General features: G+C 69.1%; 16 protein-coding genes. 13 read left to right on the plus strand and 3 right to left on the minus strand.

Annotated elements, in window-relative coordinates; all coding sequences use genetic code 11:
- The first annotated feature begins 2 nt into the window (after positions 1-2).
- The 12 genes from ACH4VO_RS00370 (at position 3) to ACH4VO_RS00425 (ending at position 12,521) form a co-directional block, all read left to right on the plus strand.
- Positions 3-938, plus strand: coding sequence for a type II secretion system F family protein (locus tag ACH4VO_RS00370; RefSeq protein WP_360993165.1), 936 nt, complete (start codon positions 3-5; stop codon positions 936-938).
- A gap of 13 nt (positions 939-951) precedes the next feature.
- A complete protein-coding gene (locus tag ACH4VO_RS00375) occupies positions 952-1,839 on the plus strand; it encodes a DUF5936 domain-containing protein (protein ID WP_360993162.1) in 888 nt (295 codons plus the stop codon).
- Between the two features lie 10 nt (positions 1,840-1,849).
- Entirely contained in the window at positions 1,850-3,355 is a 1,506-nt protein-coding gene (locus ACH4VO_RS00380) for a histidine kinase (protein WP_360993159.1), read from the plus strand.
- A 90-nt stretch (positions 3,356-3,445) separates the two neighbouring features.
- A complete protein-coding gene (locus tag ACH4VO_RS00385; protein ID WP_360993156.1) occupies positions 3,446-4,525 on the plus strand; it encodes a response regulator transcription factor in 1,080 nt (359 codons plus the stop codon).
- Positions 4,526-4,764: 239 nt separating this feature from the next.
- Complete coding sequence (locus ACH4VO_RS00390) at positions 4,765-4,989, plus strand: hypothetical protein (protein WP_360993153.1); 225 nt, start codon at positions 4,765-4,767, stop codon at positions 4,987-4,989.
- Entirely contained in the window at positions 4,986-5,624 is a 639-nt protein-coding gene (locus tag ACH4VO_RS00395) for a pilus assembly protein TadG-related protein (RefSeq protein ID WP_360993151.1), read from the plus strand. Before ACH4VO_RS00390 ends, ACH4VO_RS00395 begins: the two co-directional genes overlap by 4 nt.
- Positions 5,625-5,651: 27 nt before the next feature.
- Positions 5,652-6,239: a hypothetical protein gene (locus tag ACH4VO_RS00400; protein ID WP_360993319.1), complete on the plus strand. Its 588-nt coding sequence runs from the start codon at positions 5,652-5,654 to the stop codon at positions 6,237-6,239.
- A gap of 8 nt (positions 6,240-6,247) precedes the next feature.
- Complete coding sequence (locus ACH4VO_RS00405) at positions 6,248-6,904, plus strand: OmpA family protein (RefSeq protein WP_360993316.1); 657 nt, start codon at positions 6,248-6,250, stop codon at positions 6,902-6,904.
- A 226-nt stretch (positions 6,905-7,130) separates the two neighbouring features.
- On the plus strand, positions 7,131-9,185 hold the full coding sequence (locus tag ACH4VO_RS00410; protein WP_360993148.1) for an NACHT domain-containing protein: 2,055 nt from the start codon (positions 7,131-7,133) through the stop codon (positions 9,183-9,185).
- Between the two features lie 299 nt (positions 9,186-9,484).
- The gene (locus tag ACH4VO_RS00415) at positions 9,485-9,937 is read left to right on the plus strand and encodes an SRPBCC domain-containing protein (RefSeq protein WP_360993145.1); all 453 of its coding nucleotides are present in this window, start codon (positions 9,485-9,487) and stop codon (positions 9,935-9,937) included.
- Positions 9,938-10,142: 205 nt separating this feature from the next.
- Positions 10,143-11,399 (plus strand): hypothetical protein, encoded by a 1,257-nt coding sequence (locus tag ACH4VO_RS00420; protein WP_360993142.1) that lies wholly within the window; start codon positions 10,143-10,145, stop codon positions 11,397-11,399.
- Between the two features lie 540 nt (positions 11,400-11,939).
- Complete coding sequence (locus ACH4VO_RS00425) at positions 11,940-12,521, plus strand: hypothetical protein (RefSeq protein ID WP_360993139.1); 582 nt, start codon at positions 11,940-11,942, stop codon at positions 12,519-12,521.
- 21 nt (positions 12,522-12,542) lie between these two features.
- Here ACH4VO_RS00425 and ACH4VO_RS00430 read toward each other — a convergent pair whose 3' ends face one another.
- The 3 genes from ACH4VO_RS00430 to ACH4VO_RS00440 are packed head-to-tail and all read right to left on the minus strand — an operon-like array spanning position 12,543 to position 16,431.
- Positions 12,543-14,969, minus strand: a complete 2,427-nt coding sequence (locus ACH4VO_RS00430; RefSeq protein WP_360993136.1) for a hypothetical protein — start codon at positions 14,967-14,969, stop codon at positions 12,543-12,545.
- The gene (locus ACH4VO_RS00435) at positions 14,966-15,295 is read right to left on the minus strand and encodes a helix-turn-helix transcriptional regulator (RefSeq protein WP_360993134.1); all 330 of its coding nucleotides are present in this window, start codon (positions 15,293-15,295) and stop codon (positions 14,966-14,968) included. The genes ACH4VO_RS00430 and ACH4VO_RS00435 overlap by 4 nt, the downstream gene beginning before the upstream one ends.
- The gene (locus tag ACH4VO_RS00440) at positions 15,292-16,431 is read right to left on the minus strand and encodes a tyrosine-type recombinase/integrase (protein WP_360993132.1); all 1,140 of its coding nucleotides are present in this window, start codon (positions 16,429-16,431) and stop codon (positions 15,292-15,294) included. Before ACH4VO_RS00440 ends, ACH4VO_RS00435 begins: the two co-directional genes overlap by 4 nt.
- 566 nt (positions 16,432-16,997) lie before the next feature.
- Between ACH4VO_RS00440 and ACH4VO_RS00445 the strand changes: the two genes are divergently transcribed.
- Entirely contained in the window at positions 16,998-19,412 is a 2,415-nt protein-coding gene (locus ACH4VO_RS00445) for a restriction endonuclease fold toxin 5 domain-containing protein (RefSeq protein ID WP_360993129.1), read from the plus strand.
- Positions 19,413-19,417: the final 5 nt, after the last annotated feature.

The following is a 19,417-nucleotide window of genomic DNA, read 5'->3' on the forward strand; positions in this document are numbered from 1 at the left end:
ACATGGACAACCTCGCACCGCTCACCCTCGGCGTCACGCTGCTGTGCTGCGTACTCGGCGTCATGGGCCTGCACTCCTACACCTCGGGCAAGGCCCAGCGCGAAGCACTCGTCGACCGGCTCTCCTCGACCGGGCAGATCGACATGGGCCCCCAGCGCCGCTTCCGGGCACTGGACCGCCGGCTGCGCCGTACGAAGCTGGGCAAGAGGATCGAGCTGAAACTCGCGGCCACCGGCCTCGACCTCACTCCGGGCGAGTACTTCTTCTACGTCGTGTGCTCGGTGGCGGCCCTCTGGCTGATCGCCGCCTCCGTCCTCGCCTCCTTCTTCGGGCCGCTGGCCGGGATCATCGGGATCTGGGGCGCCAACACCTTCCTCACCTGGCACCGCACCAAGCGCACCGAGGCCTTCATCGGCCAGCTGCCCGAGATCTCCCGGGTCCTGGCCAACGCCACCCAGGCCGGACTCTCCCTGCGCACCTCCATCGCCATGGCCGCCGACGAACTCGAGGCGCCCGCCGGGGACGAACTCCGGGTCGTGGCCGACCAGCTCGCCGTCGGCCGCACCCTCGACGACGCCCTCGACGAACTCGCCGAGCGTCTGCCCTCGCGCGAACTCGTCGTCCTCGTCTCGACCCTGATCCTCTCCAACCGGGCCGGTGGCCAGGTCGTCTCCTCCCTGCGTAACCTCACCGTCACCCTCGAGGAGCGCAAGGAGACCCGGCGCGAGGTCCGCACCCAGCTCTCCCAGGTCAACACCACCGCCTACGCCGTCCCGGCCATCGGCATCGGCGCGATGCTCCTCGTCAACTCGATCCTCCCCGGAGCGCTCGACCGTATGACGGGATCGGTCCCCGGCCAGATCGCCGTCATCGTCTCGCTCGGCCTCTACGCCCTGGGCTTCGTCGCCATCCGCCGCATTTCCAAGATCGATATCTGAGGAGGGGACCGGAATGGAACTGCTGCTCGCCCTCGTCGTCGGCCTCAGCGTGCTCGGCGTCTTCAAGGGCGTACGGATGTACCGCGCCGAGGCCACCCTCCCCGGTGACCTCGCGCTCGCCCTCGAAGTCGGCTCGACGCGCACCACCGCCGTCGGCTCCGGCATCGACCGGCTCGGCATGCGCTGGGCCCCCCTGGTCCTGCGCCTGATGGGGCCCAAGAAGGTCAACGAGAAGCGCCGCAAGATCGACATGGCCGGCAACCCCGGCGGCCTCACCCTCGACCGCTACGCCGCCCGCCGCGCCGTCTACAGCGCCCTCGGAGGCTTCGCCGCCTTCGCCATGCTCAGCAGCGGCAAGATCTTCATGGCCCTGTTCATGGTCGCCTTCGGCCTGTTCTGGGGCGAGGTGGGCATCTGGGCCGCCGTCCGCAAGCGCCGGGACGACATCGACCGCACCCTCCCCGACTTCCTCGACGTCCTCGCCGTCGTCGTCTCCGCGGGCCTCGGCTTCCGCCAGGCCCTCGACCGGGTCGCCGAGAAGTACCAGGGCCCCTGGTCCGACGAACTGCGCATCACCCTGCGGCAGATGGACATGGGCGTGAGCCGCCGCCAGGCCTTCGACGAACTGCGCCGGCGCAACGACTCCGAGCAGGTCGCCATGTTCGTCACCGCCCTTCAGCAGGGGGAGGAACTCGGTGCGCCGATCGTCGACACCCTCATCGCCATCGCCAACGACATGCGCCGCACCGACGCGCAGAACGCCCGGCGCAAGGCCGCCAAAGCGGTCCCGAAGGCCACCCTGATGGTCACCACCTTCATGATCCCCGCCACCATGATCCTCATGGGCGCCGCCATGCTGCTCGGATCCGACACCAGCCTCGGATCCCTCACGGGGGAGTGAGCGGCCGCCGATGACGATCTCCCTGCACCCGGACGCCGAGGAGTCGCGGCACGCCGCCCTGTCCACCCCCACCGGACCGGCGCCGACCGTCTCCATCCAGGTCAACGCCCTCTCGGCACTGGCCCGCCAGGTGTTCCTCTTCCGGCTCGCCATGATCGCCATCGGTACCCCGCAGGCCCTCGCCAACACCGCCCCCGGCCTCGCGAGCTGGCTCGTCGCCTCCGCCGTCCTGGTGACGGTCGTCGCCTCGTACGCCCTGCACCGCGACTGGGAACGCTTCGGGCCGCTCCTCGTCCGCCACCCGCTCCTGCTCGGCGCCGACACGGGATTCGGCGCCCTGCTCCTGTTCACGGCGACCCCCGAGTCGTCCCTCGGCTACGCCGTCGTCTGCACCCCGCTCCTGGCCGGACTGCTCTACGGCTGGCGGGCTGCGGGCGTCTTCGCCGCCGTACAGTGCCTCATCCTGGCCGCCGCCTACGCGGCCGAGGGCCAGCTGCGGACCGGCGGCCTGGCCTCCGTCCTGCTCCTCCCCGGCTTCTGCGTCCTCGCCGGGGCGGTCGGCGTCGCCCTGCGCAACCTGATGCTCCGCGTCGGCTCGGCCAGCCAGGCACTCACCGAGACCCGGGCCCGGCTCGCCGTCAGCGTGGCCGTCGAGGGCGAACGCGCGCGGCTGGCCCGCGAGATGCACGACTCCGTCGCCAAGACCCTCCACGGCCTGGCCCTCGCCGCCGACGGCCTGGCCCACTCCGCCGACCGCGTGGACCCGCTCACCGTCAGACACCAGGCCGAACTGGTGGCCCGCTCCGCCCGGCGGGCCGCCGCCGAGTCCCGCGAGCTCCTCTCCGACCTGCGCCGCGAGTCCGGCCTGGACGGCGGGGTCGACATCGTCGGCGAACTCCGCGCCCGAGCAGACGACTTCACCCGTCGCCACGGCACGGACACCGTGTTCCGCACCCTCGGCGACACCCCCGTCCCCTTGGTCCCCCAGGTCGTCGCCCGCCAGCTCCTCACGGTCGCCTCCGAAGCGATGGAGAACGCCCACCGGCACGCCCACCCCACCTACCTCGTCGTCCTGGCCGGCATCAAGGGCGACGTCCTGCGCGTCAGCGTGTACGACGACGGCCAGGGCCTCCCCTGGGGCACCACCCTCGACGACCTCCGGCGGGCCGGCCACTTCGGCCTCGTCGGCATGGTCGAACGCGCGGCCTCGATCGGCGCCCGCATCCGCATCGGCAAGGGCAGGGCGGCCAAGGGGACGGAGGTACGCCTGGAGCTTCCCCTGGCCGCCCTGGCGCCGGGAGGGGAGGCGCCGGGGGAACCGCGGTCCGGGCCCTACCCGCGCCTGGATCAGGGGTCCCGCCCGGCCTCGGATCAGGGGCCGTACCCGACCGCGGACCACGGGCAGCGCCCGACCTGGGACCAGCGGCCGTACGCGGGCTCGGACCACGGGCAGCGCCCGGACTCGGACCGGGGGCCGGGTCCTGACTCGGACTCCGGTCCCCACAGAGGCAGTTGAACCGGCAGGAACCCACTCGACTACCGCTCCACAACCACTCGATCACCGCTCCGACACCCGTCCCCATCCCATCCGAGAGGAGGTCGCAGAATGCCGGACGATGTCTCCCGTGCTTCGGGCCGCAACCGGACGCCGCAGCCCCACGTCTCCCAGCACACCTCCCCGCACACCAACCCCTCCAGTGTGGAACGCAGTTCATCCGGCTTCCCGGCCGTGCAGCACTCCCCGGCAGCCGAAGCCCTGCCCCCGTTCCCCAGCGCCCCCGACCTGCCGGCCCCCGGCCCCCTGCGGGTCGTGGTCGCCGACGACAACCCCGTCGTCCGGGCGGGACTCGGAGTCCTGCTCAGCGGCCGGGCGGACATCGAGGTCGTAGCCGAGGCCGCGGACGGCCGCGAGGCCTACGACGCGGCTGTTCGCCACCGGCCCGACGTCGTCCTGCTGGACGTCCGGATGCCGGGCGTGGACGGTATCTCCGCCTTGCCGCACCTCGTCCAGATTGCACCTGTGATGATGCTGACGTACAGCCGCGAGACCGAGATCGTCCACGAGGCGCTGCGCCTGGGCGCGGGCGGCTACCTGGTCCACGGCGAGTTCACGGCGGACCAGCTGGTGCAGGCCGTACGGGACACCCGGAGCGGCCGCGCCCCCTTCACCGCCACTGCCTCCAGCGCCCTCCTCGCCCATATGCGCCAGGGCCCCGGCCAGACGCCGGGCCACCTCCCCGAGGGGCTGGGCACGGCCCTGGCGCCCGCTACCGGCCAGGAGGGGACCGGCCACCGGGCCCAGCCCCCGGTGAGCGCCCCGCAGTCCGCTCCGCCGCCAGGATCCGCCGGCGTGGGAGCGACGGGACGACCGGAAGGTCTTTCGCACATGCAACCAGTTGTGGCACAGTCTTCGACTGACGGAAGCCGCAACCGGCCGCCGATTCCCGACAGGCGGCAGTACGACCTGAGTGCGAGGGAGGCGGAGGTCATGGATCTCATCGCGTCCGGGATGAGCAACCATCAGATCGCCGCCACCTGCTTCATCAGCGAGAAGACAGTCAAGAACCACATCAACAGGATCTTCACCAAGCTGCACAGTGGCAGCCGCAGTGAAGCGATCGCCCGCTGGCTCGGCACGGCGCCGGGCTCGGGACCTGGGACGAGGGGGACAGGCCGCCATGGCTGAACGGGGGAGGACGGGCCCGGACGCGGCGACGCGGACCGGCCCGGGGACGGCAGTACGGGCCCACCGCGTGCTTTGGGCCCGCCTTTGGGCCCTGGGGCCCTGCGCCGAACGGACCGCCCGGCCGTACGTTTCTCCTGTCGCCGACGTCACCGGCCAGGAGGAAGCCGGTACCGGAGGCGCCATCACGAAGACGTGCGAGTCGGCCGCCACCCGGTCGGCCGAACCCGGAGGGGAACACCATGAGCAAGCTGATGCTGAAGGCGTCCGTCAACGCCAAGGTCTGGGCGAACACGTCCGTCGCGCGCATGAAGGCCCGGGCGGACCGGGGGCAGGGCGCGGTGGAGTACCTGGGCATCATCGTGGTGGTCGTGGCGATCATCGGGGTGCTCATGACGACGAACTTCGGAACCACGATCGCCACGGCCATCACCACGCAGATCGGCAAGATCACGGGCGGTTCGTGATCGCCAGACGGACCCGTGAAGCAGGGCAGGCCTTCCCCATCTACATCACGGTGGTGGCGGGCCTGCTCTTCCTTGCGTTCGCCTACTTCGCCGTCGGCCAGGCATCGGTGAAGAAGAACGAGGCCCAGACAGCCGCCGACGCCGCCGCGCTCGCGGTGGCGCTGGACGCGCGGGACGCATGGCGGTGGCCCGGAGTCTTCGACCCTGAGAGGTGGGACGACCTGCTGAGCGGTCAGGACATCGGGTCGGGCTCGTGTTCCGCGGGCGCCCGGCTGGCGGAGCAGAACGACGCCCACCAGGACACCTGTGGCCCGGACGACGGCCCTGAGGCCGCGTACGTCGTCGAGGTCACCACCAACAAGACCGTCGGCAGTTCGGTGATAGCCAGTACCAAGACGGAGAAGGCCAGGGCAACCGCCAGAGCGGTCATCGAGCCCCGCTGCCGTATCGAAGAGGACATGCGTCCCGCGCCGGGTCCCTCGAAGGAGGTCGACGACGGCGACACGGATGAGGTCGAGGACCAGAAGTCGTACAAAGTCGTCTGTGATGACGAAGACTTCAGTATCGACCCGAAAGAACTTGACCTGCTGCCGGACCTGGCAGACCTTTTCTCCGTCCACCTGGCCGACAAGTAAGTGAACGTCACCGAAGGGAACACGCCGATGCGTGCAGCCACGACCCGGATTCGCTTCAAGGGGGCAGCCGTCATTGCCGCCTCCGTAGCCATGGCTGTTGTGCTGACGGCCTGTGGGGGCGATGGTGGATCGGACGAGCCGAAGAGCAAGCCACAAGGTTCATCGGCTGCGCCCTCCAGCCAGAAGAGTGAGGAAGCCGCACCCGCCGAGGACAACGAGACTCAGGTGCTTGCCTCGATCAAGGGCAAGGACGGTGTCGAGGCGGTCATCAGCTCGGCCACGCGCGAAGCGGGGGGATTCGTCACGGTCAAGGGGCGGGTGAAGAACGGCTCGAAACAGATCTGGGCAGCGGTTGGCTGGCAGGGGACCGAGCAGGAGTTGGTGAGCAACGGCGCATCCATGGCCGGGGCGACGCTGGTGGATCAACAGGGGAAGAAGCGCTATCTCATTCTCCGGGACACCGACGGCCGCTGCCTGTGCACCAAGTTCGAGGGGCTGACGCCGGGGGCGGAGACTCCGTTCTTCGCTCAGTTCCCGGCCCCGCCGCAGAGCACCACCGAAGTCGACTTCCAGATCCCCACCATGCCCACCGCGACGATCAAGATTTCGGGGTGACGACCGCCATGCAGTCACCCACCCCCGCACCGGCTGCCGCGCGGAGCGCGCTGCGCCGCCGTGTCGGTCTCTGCGCAGCCGCGGCGGTCGTCCTCGGCACCTCGGCTCTTTGGAGTGCCCCCGCAGCCTCCGCCGACGACGGCCCCACCGCCGTCCCGAGTGCCTCGCCCCCTGTCGAGGTCGACGCCAACTCACCCGGGCTGATGCTCGGTGACGGGGCGACCCTCGGTGACGTCCGCGTCCTGGACATCAAGTCGATCGTCGAGGACATGGGCGGCGAGGAACGCCGTGAGGACACCAACGCCGACATCACCTTCGCCCTTCAGGCCGAGGTCCTCTTCGGTAAGGACAGTGCCAAGCTGAGCAGCGCCGCGACGGCCCGTATCAACGCCATCGCCGCGGAGATCCAGACGCAGAACGCTCCCAAGGTGCGGGTCTTCGGCTTCACCGACAACCTCGGCTCCTCCGCCCATGGTGACGTCCTCTCCAAGGAGCGGGCGAACGCCGTCCAGGGAGTGCTGGCACAGAAGCTCCCGAGCATCACCTTCGAGATCCGTGGTTACGGCGAGCAGTACCCGATCGCCGACAACGACACCGAAGAGGGCCGCAAGAAGAACCGCCGCGTGGAGGTCTCCTTCCCGCGCACCAGCGGCACGCAGAGCTGATGTAACCGAACGAAGTCGCGGGAGCCCAGGACTTCCTCGCGGCCTGACGGCGAGAACGGCGGCGGCACCTGTGCGGCCGCCGTTCACGGGTGTGTGAGCCTCGCGAATCATTTCGCTGCCGAGCACGGCGACGTGCTCCTCCGGGTGCGCCGGGCCCCTGCGCGACTACGGGGCCGCGTGGCCGGCGTGTTGCCAACTGCTTTGCGGGTCAGCACACTTCTGCAGTATGAGAGTGACACGGGGGACGCATCGCGCTTCGGTGTGGGCTGTTCTGGCTGTCGTCTGTCTGGCGGCTGCGGGCGGTCTCTTCTTCCTCAGGGACACCGCGCCGCTGCGCGAGAGCCCACTGGCCGACATCCTCGCGACCGCGTTCAGCCTGGCGTCCGTCGGTGTCAGTCTGTACGGGTTGGGTTTCTCCGTCAGGGCCGAACGACACGACCCCGCACGCCGACTGATCGATTTCAAGAGGCAAGTGGACCGGCGTCTCATAGCCGCTCCGCGCGGCTACTTCCCGGGTTCCGACAATGTGATCCCCATAGGCTTCGAGGACTCCGCCCACCCGGGTACCACAGTGTCGGTTCCGTTGGGGGACTACTTCACCTCGTCCCGCTGCAAGGCCCGCCTCGTGATCCTCGGCGACGCGGGTTCCGGCAAGACGGTCACCGCGACCCAGCTGATGGCCCATTTGATGGAAGGGTGGCGGGACGGGGATCCGGTGCCCGTACGCATCCCGCTGTCCACCTGGAACACCGAACTCAATTTCGTCGACTGGTTGTCCGGCTATCTGAGGGAAAGAGGCCTGGTTCCCTCCAGGTCCGTGGCACGCCAGCTACTCGACGACCGTCTCGTCCTGCCCATCCTCGACGGCCTCGACGAGATGGACCCGCCTGACGTACCACCCGGGAAGACGCGTGCGCTGAAGGCTCTGCGACGGCTCAACGAGGACTACAACTACCGAACGGGCCGGGCACCCCTCGTGGTGGTCTGCCGCGCCTCCCGCTACAACACCCTCAAGTCGAAGGAGAGGCTGGAACGCGCCACCGTCGTCACCCTCCAGCGCCTCTCCAGTGAACAGCAGCTCGCGTTCCTGGGTGAGAGCGGCCAGGACGAGACGGGGGAGTGGTTGCCCGAATGGCGACGGCTCGCCGAGGCACTCACCTGGACCGGCACCCCGTGCGGGCTGGCCCGGGTCCTCGGCACCCCGTGGCGGATGGCCTTGCTGACCACGGCGTACACCGAGCGCGACGAAGGCCGGCCGCTGCGCAACCCCAACGCACTCCTGGCGATGCCTTTGGAGGCCGTACCGGCCCACCTGCTCGCCCTGTACACCCACGCCGCCGCGTCGACACACAACCAGCAGCCGGGCGCCGGCCGACGGGACCCTGCGAAGGTCGAGGAGTGGCTGACGATCCTGGCCAGGCATCTGCGGGACGCTCACCAGCCGGACGGGTCGAACGGTGCCTCGCGCCCCCGTGACGAGGTGGTCTCCGACACGGATCTCGTGCTGCACCGGCTGTGGCGGATGGAGAGCGGTCCCGGGATGCGGTACGCCGAAGTCACGCTGCTGACCTTGCCCTTCATCCTCTCGATCAGCTTGGCCGAATGGCTCGGCTTCACGCCCTGGGACAGCCTCCCGTATCCGCGTTTCTTCACCTTTCTCGGCGTGCTGTTCCTGACACAGACGGTGCTCCCCATGGTGCTGGAGAGCACCCGGCGGCAGCCTGTTCCACGACACCTCGACTGGCGGCTGCTGAGAGAGCCGAAGATGATCGGCTGGAACGTGCTGTACGTCATCGGCTGGGTGATGTTCCTGAAGGACCAAGGCGTGGGAGCGACGCTGTTCGCGCTGGTCCTGGTCGCCAACGTGCTGTCGTTCGTGACCTCGCAGGCCGTCTGGAGGACGGGTGACCACCCGCAGGCCACCCTGACCGCTCCACGCGACCCGCTGCGTGCGGAACTGCGTTACGCCTTCTTCTCGGCGACCGTCACTTCGCTGTGGGTCGGCTCGCTGATCGCCCAGCGGACCGAGAGCTTCCTAGGCTTCGCGTACGGCGCGATCCTCACCGCCCTCCCCGCATTCACCCTCGCGGCGAGGGCCTGGCGCCGCTACGTCCTCTTCAAGTGCGCCGCTGCCCGCCGGCTCCCCGTGGGGCTGGGCGGCTTCTTCGAATGGTGCGTCGAAGCGGGCATCATGCGCGTCGAGGGCTTCGCCTACCAGTTCCGCCACCGCGAGCTGCAGGTGTGGCTGGCGGACCGGTCGCACGTCGGCACGGGAACGTGAGAGGAGTACGACTCGGTACCACCACCCGCGCGGCCTGGCGTGCGTCGACGTGCCTGACCCTCGCCGGGTGGGAGTGGGGCGTACCGGCCCGATCAGGCCGCACGCGTGGAAGCAGGCTGACATGGGCCCGCGCCGGTGGTGTCCATGACGCCCGGCGGCCTCGGCGGAGACACGAGAGGAGCCGGAGTGCCGGCGGTTCTGGTGGTGACCTCGTGCGCTATCGATGAGTATGTCCGCCTGCGCCCGTCTACAGAGGTGACCACCGCTCGGGAACACGGAACAGGACGAGGAGACACCTCATGAGCACCGGACAGACCCCTACGACCGACGGCTTCGCCTACACGCTGACCCGCACCCTGGGCGCCCGCGCGGACACGGTGTGGCGGGCGTGGACCACCCCGGAGCAGTACGCCCGGTGGGCAGGCGCCGTCGCCGGCTCCGTCGAGATGGACGTGCGGCCGGGAGGCGCGTGGAAGGCCACCATGGTCACCCCCGACGGCGGGCAGTTCCCGCTGACCGGTTCCTACATCGAGGTCGCCGAGAACCGCCGGCTGGTGATCGGTATGGACGTCCCCGGCAGACCGAAGCCCGCTGCGATGGCCCTGGAGATCGACCAGCAGGACGACCACCGCACGCAGATCGTGCTCCAGCAGAGCTGTGACACCGCCGAGGAGCGCGACATGGCGGAGCAGGGCAGCACCATGCTCCTTGACAGCCTCGTCGCCTTCCTCGCCACACCGACGAATGGCTGAAGACCCGTACGGGCAGCGGGAGAGCGTGGACCAGGCTGGGCCCGCACAGGTCAGCCGGCGGCACAGTCGCCGGCTGACCGGCCGGCGACGGATGTGGGACGCACGCGCCTGCCGGGCAGCCAGACGCGGTGCCCCGTTCCTCCGCCTGTCCTGGTAGGAAGGGTGGGTCCGGTTGCGCGGGTGCGGGGGAGCGAGGAGCGGAATGATGGCGTGGTCCCGAGGCGGTGCCGTGGTCGGAGCCGCTGCCCTCTGCGTTGCCCTGGTCCCGGTGACGGCCACCGCTGAGGACCGGCCCGCGTACACACCCGCCTCCGGCGCCCGGCGCATCCAGGGCGCGGAGTCCGGCGTCGACAGCCCGTTCATCGAGAAGGCGGCCGTCTACACGGACACCATCGGCCCGGGCGAGAAGAAGTACTACCGGGTACGCCTGGACGACTCGTCGAACGCCTTCGTCTCCACCGTTGTCGCGCCTCCCCCCGGCACCGAGATCGGCTTCACCGACGGGGTCCGGCTCTCGCTGACCTCGACCGATGGCTCGAAGTGCGGTACCGACGTCAGCCTGACGTTCGGCGGCGAGTCCACCCGGCCCGTCGCGGGGGCCGCGTCCCGGCGTAGGGAGCGCGACCGGAACTGCCAGGAGGCGGGGGAATACCTCTACACCGTGGAGTGGTCCGGCCCTTCGGGGAAGGGTGCCGAGAAGGCCGCCGAGCCCTGGCCCATCGAGTTGACGTACATGGCCGAGCCCGGCCTGAAGCCCGGCGCCGACGTACCGAGGGCGCCGACCGGCTGGAGCTCGGAGGCCCCGCCCGCGCCGAGCACCATGACCCGGAAGGAAACCGCCGGAGGCACGGGCTTCAACGACGCGGCAGCCGTCCGGGAAGGCGTGTGGCAGGACGACATCCGGCCCGGTGAGAGCCGCTTCTACCGAGTCCCCGTGGCCTGGGGACAGCAGCTGTCCCTGCGGGCGCAGGTGGCCGGCTCCGGGACGGGCAGCTCCTTCTTCGCAGCCAACGGTCTGCGCCTGGAGCTGTACAACCCGGCTCGCGCCCGGGTCGCCGACCAGGCCGTGGGCTACACGGGCAAGCCGACCGGAGTCGAGTTCGGCACCGCTCCCGCTGCGTACGCCAACCGCTTCGTGGCCGAAACGGAAGCAGCGCGAGCGATGAGCTTCCAGGGCTGGTACTACGTCCAGGTGACCCTCGGCGACCGCGCCCGCGAGACCGTTCCCCTGAGGATGGACGTCGATCTCAGGGGAACGGCACAGTCAGGCCCGCCGTACGAGGGTGATCCGGAGGCGGCAGGCTTCGGCCTCGGAGACCCGGCCGACGCGACCAAGGGCAACCCCGGCATGCGGATCCTGGGCATTGCGGGTATCGGCACCGGCACGGCCCTGGTGCTCGGCCTGGGCGCCTGGTCCTACGCGGCCCGCCGCCGTCCGGCCGGAGCCGTTCACAGCAGGTGATCCGCCTTGCCGGCCTTGATGTCCCGGTCATTATCGGCAGGTTCGGATATTCGACTGTGCGGAATAGCGTCTGTGAGCCCACCGCGGGGCAGTCGGACGACGCAGGGGCGGTTCCTGGTTCTGGCATCAATACACTCCTCTCATCAGCACTTACGTTCGGGTGCTGCATCTGAAAGCAGGGGGGATGTGATGTCGACGGTCGACGAGCAGAGGGTCTGGAAGCCGTCCGTAACGGACCTCTGGGCGGGACGACGCCCTCTGTGGTGGACCGTTGGCCCGGCGGGGGAGCTGGCTGTTCTGCTCGTCCATCGGCAGTGCCTACGCCGAAGCCGCTACGTGAAGGGTTGGGTGGGATGGGGCCCGCAGGTCCCATTCGATGCGGTGCTCGTGATTCGCCAGGCTGACGGTTCGCTTCAACGGCGACCGATCAAGGACGTCCCGGTCAGGCCGAGTCACATCGCTCTCCTCCCGGAGACCCGACTTCTCATCGCAAGCGGTCGAGCGGGCAAGGAGGAGTCGGGAGCATGGAGCCCGAACGCCGTGGTGTTCTCGCTGGAAAGTGGTGATCAAGAGGCCACCTTCTGCATCGGCGACGACATCCCTGCCCTGGTGACCGATCGCGGGGGATCGATCTGGACGGCTTACGGAGACGAAGGCATCTACGGAGGGCATCCGGAGTCTGCAGCCGGTCTTGCCGGCTGGAGTGCCGATGGTCGGGCAACCTGGGCTCCGGGAGGTCGCCTTCCTGACGCGCCTCTGGAGGGATGCACCGCTGCCACCGAGGGGGACCGGGTCTGGCTGGTCTGGTATTCCGGCAGTCGGCGGGGCGGCACGTTCTTGACGCGGATCACCCCGTCGACCGGTGAGGTGACCAGTTGGCCCAGCCCCGTACGGGACCCGGACGGGTTCGCCGTGCGCGACCATCGAGCGGTCCTGACCAAGCGCGTTCACAACCAGCGGTCAACCGAAGTGGTGCGAGCCGAGCTGGATGGTGATACCTGGGGTGTGACCGAGCGGCGCAAGATTCGAGTGCCCGGACGGGTGGTCATGCGCTGCGGTCAGGGTCGCGACGGTCTTCTATGGCTTCGCGCTGGCGACACGTGGCTTCGCATCGAAGCCTGATAGCGGCCGATAGCGTGCAGCTCACGATCGACGGGCCACCTCGGCTGCGTAGGCCATTCTGACCGCGCCGGCAGACCATCGTTCGGCCGCCATAGGGCTGATACCGAGCAGCCGTTGCAGCACGGCCGGTGGCATCTGTGTGCAAAGGTCGAGCAGGGCGGCGCATCGTCCGGCTTCGGACGGAAGGCCGATGTTCCGCAGACGGGTCGCGAGCCGGCTGCTGGTCAGTGCTCGTCCGGGACGCTGGGTCGGGAACAGCCAGGGCGCGTTTGTCTCGTTGCTGTTGACCGCGTGCTCGTGGCTGTGCGCGATGTCGACGAGTTGCAGGACAAGGGCGTCCAGGGGTGGTGGCAGCCTGAGTGGTGTCTTGTTGATGCGCAGTGCGACGCCGTCCTCGTCGTGCAGGACGTGGTCGGTGGTCAGGCGGCAGGTCCTGGCGGGAGTCTGGCCGTAGAGCAGGACCATCAGGCCGGCGACGCGGTCCTTGGTCTCGAAGGAGTCGTCGTTGAGGAGCTGGCGGGCGATCTTCCATCGTTCGTCGGCATCGAGCGGGCGGTAGGAGACCCGATGGGCCCGGGTGGGGATGTTGATCTCGGAGGCGAACTTGCTGCGGACGGCCCAGGCGACGAAAGGACCGGCGGCGTATGGGCCCTGGTGGGGTTCGGAGGTGAGCCAGAGGTCGATGTGTTCTTGTCGGCAGGTCGGCAGCCTCTCACCCTGATTCTTGAGCCAGGCCAGGAACAGCACGGCCTTGGAGATCTGCACTTGTGTGATATCCGCTGTCGATGCGGTGATCGTCTTTCCGCGGGCTCGTCGCCGGATGCGTGCGACCCGGTCCCAGCGCGCGTAGGCGGTGATCAGCTGCCGGTGCTCGGGATCATCCAGGGCGGCAGTCTTGTACTCGATCCACCGTTCCAGGCGGGCGAGGTATTCGTCGCGGACAGGCAGGATGCCGGCCGCAACCAGCACGGACCGGAACCAGTCGACGGCCAGGTCGCGGCGGTGCCCGGCGCTTCGGGCGTCGAGAGCCTCATGACTGAGTTCACAGACCCCGGACGCCAGGTCGTTCAGGAGGCTGGCGGCCTCTTTCGACTCGCGCGTGTAGAGCAGTGCCCTGCGGGGATTGTGGTCGAGCAAAGCGGCTGCGATCTGATCGAGCTCTGGACGCGGCCTGCCGTCCGGCGGCGTCAGGAGCCTGCGTAGATGCCGCTCACCGGCGCAGCGACGGCACCGACCGAAATGAAACAACCGCTCGACCTTGCCACAGTCCTCGCACGGCTTTCGGGCCTCGGGCGCCACTTCCCAGCAGTTTTCGCAGAACGGGCCGCGGGCGACCCTGGCAACGACCCGCTTCGTCCGGCCGCAGTCCGTGCAGGGTTCTGGCGTGGTCAGGCAGGCCCGGCAGCGGGGGGAGTCGGTGGTGCTGTGGAAGCAGGGACGGACGTTGCCGCATGAGGTACACGTCATCGTGGGCGGCTTTCGGCAGGCCGAGCAGATCGGCCCCTGATCAGTGCGGGCGGAGACAGCCCGGTATTTGCCGCAAACGATGCACGTCTCCTGGCAAGTCGCCTCCTTGTCGCGGCAGGTGTTGCAGAACGGGGCCCCGCTGGCGTCTCTGCCTGCGGGGGTGCGGGAGCGACTGCACCACTTGCAGGGTTCGGCGAGGGAGCGGTTGTAGCAGCTGCCACAGACTCGGAGCCGTTTGATCGAGTGTCCGAGCCGGACGGTGCGCTGGCAGTGCGGACACTTCGGAGCGGAGACACCCGTGGCGCCGGCGTGGTGGAGCCGGTCGACCAGGAGCACAGTCCGCGGTGAGTAGTGGTCGGCCTGGCCGGTGAGCAGGGCAGGGTCGTTCTGCACGTCCCAGTGCAGGCGTCGCGAGATGGTGAGCTTGCCTTCTGTCACCTCGGCAATGACCGCCCGCAGAGTGTCCTCGCTCACTCCCAGCGGGCGACCGACCAGGAACTGCAGCAGGTCGCTGGCCGGGTCCTCGGTGCATTCGGCCTTGAAACACGAGCGGCATGCCTCACGGCCCGTGCGATCGAGCCCGTAGCGCGGGGTGGCGTTGTTGCCGCAGACCGCGCAGGCCCAGCCTTTCGTCTTGTTGCTGCTGCCACATGAGGCGCACAACCGCAGGCCGGCTCCGTTGGTGTTCGTCAGCGGGCGCAGTTTGCCGCAACGCGAGCAGGGTGGCCGGACGACGTTGACGGCTCCGAGCTCCTGCAGGATGCGGATGAACCGCTCCACCGAGGCCGGGCCTTCGGCCCGGCCCGAGGTCAGCAGACCGCCTTCCAGCGCCTGGGCCAGACGCACAGCTGCCGGCTTCGAGGCAACGGCGCGCTGGATCGCCTCCTGAACGGTCTCGGGCGACAGTCCCGGCTCGGCCGCAGCGACCAGCTCGCAGATCACGGCATGCGGGTCGGCCTCGAACGGGGCGGTAGCCCTCATGAGGGCCGGGTGATGCGGGCCCGCTTGGGCCGGAAGTCTCCGACACCGGTGGCCTCAGTGCCATTCGCTGTCTTCTTCGCGCGCGGCCTGCCGGCGGACACGGGCTCGATCAGGTCGTCCATGGTGCAGCCGAGGATGTCCAGCAAGGCCATGAGAACCTTGAGGTTGAGCCGTTCCGGCGTTTCGACCACCAGGCGGTAGATCTGGCTGGCGGACAGCTCGATGCCCCGCTCGGCCAGCAGTGGCCGCAGGTCGGTGGTGGAGAACATTCCTTTGGTGGCCATCACCTCGCGCAGGTGCCACCGGTAGTCGAGCTTGGCAGTCATCGTCGTCCGCTCTGTTGCAGGGGCTGGGTGCCAGGGTCGTTGTCGAAGGCCAGGTCGATGGCCTTGAGCATCATCGTGTTGGCGAAGTCGTCGCTGACGGCCGTGTAGAGGGCGGTCGTGGAGGCGTAGAGGTGGCCCACCTGTTCCTGGATGAACTTCGGGTCGACCCCGTCTTCGATGCTGTGCGTGACGTACGAATGCCGCAGGCAGTGCGGCGTCAGCTCGTTCGGCAGGCCAAGTTCCTCGCGGTAGAGCGCGAAGCGGTCCTCGATCTCACGGGCTCGCAGCCGGCCTCCGCGCTCGGTCAGCCAGAGGGCCGGATGAGTCGGGAACCCGTATCGGGGGCGGATGTTGACGACATAGTCCTCAAGGGACTCCACCGCCCACGGCATGATGCTGGCGACGTTGCGCCGGCGCGGTCCAGACCCCTTCGTGCCCTTGGCTTTGCGGACGTGGACCATGCCGTACCGGCCGAACTGGGGAGCCTTCGCGTTCCGGTAGAGGTCCACGACGTCCAAGCCGGACGCTTCGGAGACGCGAAGGCCCCATCCATAGATCGTCTTGAACAGGGTTGAGTCCCTGTAGGCGGTCAAGGCGCCCTTCCGGCCGCGGCGGGTCGCCCGCTCCACCCGTTCGTCGATGTGGTCGAACAGCAGCTGGCATTCGTCGCGGGTCATCGGCCTGCGGCCCGGGTCGCCCTCGTAGTCCGCCAGGTGTTCTCGACGGTTGCCGTCGTGCAGGATCGGCGTCGGGTGCGTGCCGAAGCGCTCCAGGCAGACGTCCACCCAGCCGTAGACCGGGTTGAGCAGGTAGTCCATGAACAGGCCCACGGCGCCCTGGTAGGCCCGGAGCGTCGACGGAGCCCGGTTGTGGCTGACGACGAGATCGGTCATCCACTCGTCGATGTGCGCGGCTGTCCAGCGCCACGGGTACTCGTTCGTGAAGTCTCTGAACTGCTCGACCATCGTGCGGCGGCCCTCAGCCGTACGCGCTTGGAGCCCCCGCCCTCCCAGCTGTTGGCGCCCCCAGCCTGTCAGCATCGCCTCAAGAACCATGTCCTCCGGGTGCAGCAAGTGCACACCAGAGACGAGCTCCAACTGCGCGGCCCCAGGTATCTCCCGCGTGCTGTCGGACACTCCCACCCTCTCTCACCAGAGGGTTAAATCATGCATCTGACGAATGACACTGATCAAACCAGCAGGTCAGAGCATCCGGCGAAGCGGGCTCCGGCAGCAGAGACCCTGGCTACACTTCCCCCAGCACCAGGGGATTCGGCACCTGCTCCTCGCGCATCTGATGCAATTCCCCGGGGTCCTGCCGAAGCGCCTCGCGACTGTCGGTGAGGTAGTGCTCCTCCCGGCCGAGGACACTGATGTAGCCGTTGCCCTGGGCGTCGGTGCCTATCCGGAAGCAGCTGTTGCCCTTCCGCAGTAGGGGTCTTCCCAGTTGATGTCGACCATGTCGGTTCTCCTCAGAGTTGGTGTGAGACGGCGTGGATGAAGTCTCGTGACTCGGCGCAGGTGGCCGGGTGGGGTGAGTGGGGGAATTTGGGTCCCAGGGCCCACGCCCTGGGGGCTTCCGGCTCGTAAGGTCGTGGGCAACGAGCTTCGGGGGAAGGCGGGTTGGGGCCGGTATGTCCAGCGTGGGGGTTTCTTCGGGCTACGGCGGTCCCTGGCAGCCGCCTGCCGACCAACGTCACGAGATGCCGCAGCTGCTGAGCGTGGCACGCATCCTCGTCCACCTGCTCTTCGCGATCACGGTGTTCGGCGGGGTGGGGCTGCTGCTGGCGGCCTCCGCCGCCGATGTACTGGACGCCACCATGCTGGCGCTGGTCGCGTACGGTGCGGCCCCCGGCGTCGCCGGCTGGGTGCTGGTGCGCCGGGTCCGCACCGGCGGACTCGGGGTCTGGCGCGGGTTGGTCGCCGTACAGGTCTGGCTGCTGCTCGGTGGACTGTCCAGCCTCCGGGACGGCTCCTACCGGGGCCTCACGCAGATGTTCCTGCCGCTGCTGATCCTCGTCTTCCTCAGCCACGCGTCCAGCAGGTCGTGGTTCCGGCTGGACGCGTCGTGGCGTGAGGACGGCGGTGACCGACCGTCCTCCCTGTCCCGGTTCTCCCTGGCCCGGATGATCACCTGGCGGCGCGACCGAGGGCAGTCGACCGTCGAATACGCCGGGCTGATCGCGCTCGTCGCAGCGATCATCCTGGCCCTGATCCTGGGTGGCGTCGGCGGGCAGATATCCAACGGCCTGCAGTCCGCGATCTGCTCGCTGACCGGAACCGCCTGCCCCGGAACGGGGGACGGCGGCAGCGGGACGGTCGAAGCGGGCGGGGACACCGCACCTGGCGAGCCCGGTGAGAGCAGGGGAGGCGGAGACCCCGGTGGCACGAACGGTACGGGTGACCCGGGTGACACGGGCGCTACCGGTGGTACGAACGGCACAGGCGGTGCGGGCGCGAGCGGCGGCACCGGTGGCACGAACACCACCGGCGGCACCGGTGGCACGAACACCACCGGCGGCACCGGCGGAACCGGAGGCACGAACACCACCGGCGGAACCGGCGGAACCGGCGGAACCGGCGGCACGAACGGCACCGGTGGAGGAGAGGCCCTGCCTCCCGTGCCGGCCGGGTGGGACGAGTCCGAGGACGAGAAGAACGACGCAGCCGGGGACGAGCCGGGCTGGGAGGACGACGAGGCGGAGTCCGACGGTGACGGGGGCGACGAAGAGGACTGCTTCTCGGGCTTCGGCGCCCTCTTCTCCTGTGCGGGAGACAAGATCAGCCAGGTCGGCGGGGGTCTCTTCGTCGACGGTATCTGGGGCGATGTCACCGGCATCTGGGACACGGTCACGGACCTTCCCGGCACCTGGGACGGTCTCAAGGACTACGGCAGCTCGCTGGGCGAGGCGTGGTCGGAGGGAACCAAGGACGCCGGTGACAAGTGGCGCAAGGGCGACTACTGGGATGCCCTGACCGACTGGGGCGGTTCCTCCCTCGACACCGGACTGACCGTCCTCGACGACATGTTCATCGGCGAGGACGTCAAGGACCAGTGGAAGAACGGCCAGAAGACCCGGGCCGGCACCAACGTCGTATGGAACATCGGGTCACTCTTCATCCCCGGCTACGGCGAGGCGAAGGTAGCCCAGAAGCTCGGGAAAATCGGCAAGCTGGGGAAGCTGGGCAAGCTCGGCGAGGCCGCCCAGAAGGCGGGCAAGGCGGCGGAACGGGCCCGCAAGGCGGCCGGGAAGGGTGACGTCGAGGCGGCGAGGAAGGCCGCGGACGAGGCCCAGCGGCACGCCGACGACGCCGCTGAGGAGCTGGCGGGCAAGGGATGCGTCATCGGCGCAGGGCCGCTCGACAAGAGGCCGCTCGACACCCGCCCGTTCGACCCCGGCCCGAGCGTTTCTGGCCCCTTCGGCTCCGGCCCGGACGGCTCCGGCCCGCAGCAACCCTCGTACGCCGGTGGCGTGAACGCCGCGGGACACGTGGCGGTGGCATACCGCGTGCAGGGAACGCCCGTCCTCCTCGTCACGCAGAAGAAGTGCGAGGGCGTCGACCAGGACGAGGTCGACGCCGCCGAGCAGGCGCAGAAGGACGCGGACGCGGCGAAGGCGGCGGCGAAGGAGGCCAGCCGCAAGAAGGTGGCCAAGTGGGCGAAGCCCTCCTGGTACGGCGACCTGAAGAACCCGCGCAAGGGGTCCAAGGACCTCGGCGACGGCACCTGGAAGGCCAAGAAGTCCGTGGCGTACTGGCCGAGCATGGAACGCTGGATGCGCTACCAGGAACAGGTGTCGGGCGTGAAGCGCGGCAAGGAGTACGCCGTGAAGGACCCCCGGACCGGGCGGGACGTCGACTTCGACGGGTGGGACTCCGCCTCGCAGACCTACAAGGAGGCGAAGTTCGGGTACGGCAAGAAGGTGCGGCCGGACGGCACCCTCGAACCGGGGCAGGCGGCGAAGTTCGTGGAGCAGGCCCAGCGCCAGCTCCGCGCGGCCGGGGGCAAGCCGGTCGAGTGGAACTTCTCCAACCCGAAGGTCGCCGAAGCGGCACAGAAGGCGTTCGACGACGCCGACGTGGATGTGATCGTGAAGCACACTGCGGTAGAGAAGTAACGTCA

It is taken from the genome of Streptomyces sp. NPDC020780 (assembly GCF_044334475.1).
In the GTDB taxonomy this organism is placed as follows: domain Bacteria; phylum Actinomycetota; class Actinomycetes; order Streptomycetales; family Streptomycetaceae; genus Streptomyces.

Excerpts from the sequence above, each read along its gene's own strand:
- ACH4VO_RS00390 (WP_360993153.1), top strand. The coding sequence starts at position 4,765 with ATGAGCAAGCTGATGCTGAAGGCGTCCGTCAACGCCAAGGTCTGGGCG.
- ACH4VO_RS00430 (WP_360993136.1), bottom strand. The coding sequence starts at position 14,969 with ATGAGGGCTACCGCCCCGTTCGAGGCCGACCCGCATGCCGTGATCTGC.
- ACH4VO_RS00445 (WP_360993129.1), top strand. The coding sequence starts at position 16,998 with ATGCCGCAGCTGCTGAGCGTGGCACGCATCCTCGTCCACCTGCTCTTC.
- ACH4VO_RS00400 (WP_360993319.1), top strand. The coding sequence starts at position 5,652 with ATGCGTGCAGCCACGACCCGGATTCGCTTCAAGGGGGCAGCCGTCATT.
- ACH4VO_RS00385 (WP_360993156.1), top strand. The coding sequence starts at position 3,446 with ATGCCGGACGATGTCTCCCGTGCTTCGGGCCGCAACCGGACGCCGCAG.
- ACH4VO_RS00435 (WP_360993134.1), bottom strand. The coding sequence starts at position 15,295 with ATGACTGCCAAGCTCGACTACCGGTGGCACCTGCGCGAGGTGATGGCC.
- ACH4VO_RS00410 (WP_360993148.1), top strand. The coding sequence starts at position 7,131 with ATGAGAGTGACACGGGGGACGCATCGCGCTTCGGTGTGGGCTGTTCTG.
- ACH4VO_RS00370 (WP_360993165.1), top strand. The coding sequence starts at position 3 with ATGGACAACCTCGCACCGCTCACCCTCGGCGTCACGCTGCTGTGCTGC.
- ACH4VO_RS00375 (WP_360993162.1), top strand. The coding sequence starts at position 952 with ATGGAACTGCTGCTCGCCCTCGTCGTCGGCCTCAGCGTGCTCGGCGTC.
- ACH4VO_RS00420 (WP_360993142.1), top strand. The coding sequence starts at position 10,143 with ATGGCGTGGTCCCGAGGCGGTGCCGTGGTCGGAGCCGCTGCCCTCTGC.
- ACH4VO_RS00380 (WP_360993159.1), top strand. The coding sequence starts at position 1,850 with ATGACGATCTCCCTGCACCCGGACGCCGAGGAGTCGCGGCACGCCGCC.
- ACH4VO_RS00415 (WP_360993145.1), top strand. The coding sequence starts at position 9,485 with ATGAGCACCGGACAGACCCCTACGACCGACGGCTTCGCCTACACGCTG.
- ACH4VO_RS00405 (WP_360993316.1), top strand. The coding sequence starts at position 6,248 with ATGCAGTCACCCACCCCCGCACCGGCTGCCGCGCGGAGCGCGCTGCGC.